The following is a 2,442-nucleotide window of genomic DNA, read 5'->3' as shown; positions in this document are numbered from 1 at the left end:
CCCTGCGCAACGACGTCACGTTCTCCGACGGCACGCCGCTGACGGCCACCGCCGTCAAGGACACCTTCGACGACATCGTCGCCGCGGGGGCCAAGAGCGGATCGGCCTCCAGCTTCGTCGGCTACAAGGACACCACCGTCGTCGACGACCACACCGTGCGCGTCGACTTCTCGAAGCCCAACGCCGCGTTCCCGCAGGCGACCACCTCGGTCGGCCTCGGCATCGTGTCACCCGCGACCACGCAGACACTGTACGACTCCCGCGCAGACGGCAAGGCCGTCGTCGGCACCGGACCCTTCACCCTCGCCTCGTACACGAAGAACGTCTCAACGGTGCTGAAGAAGCGCACCGGCTACGCATGGGGGCCGGCCTCCCTCGGCAACTCCGGCGCCGCCCACCTCGACACCGTCACGTTCCAGATCGTCCCCGAGGCGAGCGTGCGCACCGGCGGGCTCGAGTCGCAGCAGTTCGACGCGATCGGCAGCGTGCAGCCGACGGATGTCGCGGCCCTGACCTCCGCGGGGCTCAGCCTCGTCGACCGCGGCAACCCGGGTGTCAGCTTCGGGCTCTCCTTCAACCTCGGGCACTCCATTACCGCGGACATCGCGGTGCGCCAGGCGATCGCCGAGGCCGTCGACAAGCAGCAGGTGCGCGACACCGCGCTCAACGACCTCTTCAATGTCGGCACCAGCGTGCTCGCCAAGAACACCCCCGGCTGGGTCGATGAGAGCGCCCACTTCGGATACGACCAGGCCGGGGCGAAGAAGCTCCTCGACGACGACGGCTGGACCGTCGGGTCTGACGGCATCCGCACCAAGAACGGTCAGCGCCTGTCGCTGTCGCTCATCTGGATCACCAACTTCGGTCCGAACAAGACCTCCCTCGAGCTCATCCAGCAGCAGCTGAAGGCCGTCGGCATCGAGGTCACCCTCACCGGTTCGACCGTTCCCGAGTTCCTCGCCGCCCAGACCGCCGGCACCTGGGACATCCAGTGGGGCAACCTCTCGCGCGCGGACGGCGACGTGCTGCGCACGACGTTCTCGGCCGCCACCTCGAAGTACAACATCGCCGACGCCGACCTCGAGAACCTGCTGCAGGCCCAGCTCGCCGCCGGCGACGCGGCCAAGCGCACGGCCATCATCGGGCAGATCCAGGACCGCATCGCCACGCAGTACTACCAGGTGCCGGTGCACGAGCTCACGTCGATCATCGGCACGCAGACCGCCGTGCACGGGGTCACCCTCGGCGCCGACTCTCGCCTCGACAGTCTCGTCGGCGCGTGGAAGGCCTCGTCGTGAGCGAACCGATCATCGGCCGGGCCGGGTTCATCCTCGCGGGCAACTACCCCGAGCACGACCCGGCCACCGGGCTGGCCGAGGTGCTCGACCTGGTGGAGTTCGGCGAGCAGGCCGGGTACCAGGTCGCGGGTGTGCGGCAGCGGCACGTGGAGCGCGGAATCTCCTCCGCGCTCCCGTTCCTCGCCGCGGCGTCGCAGCGCACCTTGCGCATCCGGCTCGAGACCGACGTCGTGCCCCTCGGGTACGAGACGCCGTTCCGCCTCGCCGAGGACTTCGCGACCGTCGACGCACTGTCCCGCGGGCGGGTCAACGTGGGGGTGAGCACGTCGGCGCCGCACGCCGACCTGCTCGCCGACCTCGCCCGGCCCGACGCGGCGTCGACGACCGACCCGTACGAGCTCATCGAGCGATTCCTCACCGCGCTCGAGGGCAACGTGCTCGGCGAGGACGTCGCCACACCCTACGGCACCCAGTCGCCGCGCGTGCAGCCGCACGTCGAGGGTCTGCGCTCGCGGGTGTGGCTCGGCGGAGGATCGGAGCGCTCGGTGCGCTGGACCGCCCGCCGCGGTCTGAAGCTGCTGCTCGGCAATCTCGCCGACGGCGACGGGCACGACTCGTTCGAGTCCGCGCAGCGCGCGCACATCGACCTCTACTACCAGGAGTTCGCCGGCAGCGGGGCGGCCGTCGGGGTCGAGCGGGTCATCCTGCCGCTCGACTCGACGACCGACGAGCAGCGCGCCCACTACACCGGCTACGCCGCGGCGCGTGACGAGCGAACGCAGGCGGCCGTCGGCCCGCGGGGCACACGCTTCGGGCGCGACCTCATCGGCACCGGCGAGCAGATCGCCGAGCGCCTCGCCGCCGACCCAGCGTTCGACGGCCTCACCGAGCTGAGGGTCGCCCTGCCGTACGCGTTCACCTCGGACGAGTATCGGCAGGTCCTGGGCGACATCGTCGAGCACGTGCTGCCGCATCTCGGGTGGGTGGCGGCATCCGCCCGGGAGACCGTCGCCGCGTGATGACGTGCGGGGTGACCGGGCGTCCGGTTACCCCGCATGACGGCGCGTGACCCATGTTGACACCCCTCGTCGCCGACCCGGTGGGCGGCGACGAGGCTCGTGGCACGACCACCACCGAGGAGCGC

General features: G+C 70.8%; 2 protein-coding genes. Both read left to right on the top strand.

Translation table 11 applies throughout. The features are described from left to right. The coding region (locus ASG00_RS02815; protein WP_235559094.1) for an ABC transporter substrate-binding protein at positions 1 to 1,298 on the top strand (1,298 nt) is incomplete at its 5' end. Then, a complete protein-coding gene (locus tag ASG00_RS02810) occupies positions 1,295 to 2,317 on the top strand; it encodes an LLM class flavin-dependent oxidoreductase (protein ID WP_056518972.1) in 1,023 nt (340 codons plus the stop codon). The genes ASG00_RS02815 and ASG00_RS02810, both read left to right, overlap by 4 nt. Positions 2,318 to 2,442: the final 125 nt, after the last annotated feature.

It is taken from the genome of Microbacterium sp. Leaf351 (assembly GCF_001423825.1).
Classification (GTDB): Bacteria; Actinomycetota; Actinomycetes; order Actinomycetales; family Microbacteriaceae; genus Microbacterium; species Microbacterium ginsengisoli.
The sequence above is the reverse complement of the archived record's forward strand: the minus strand, read 5'-3'. Positions and strand labels throughout refer to the sequence as shown.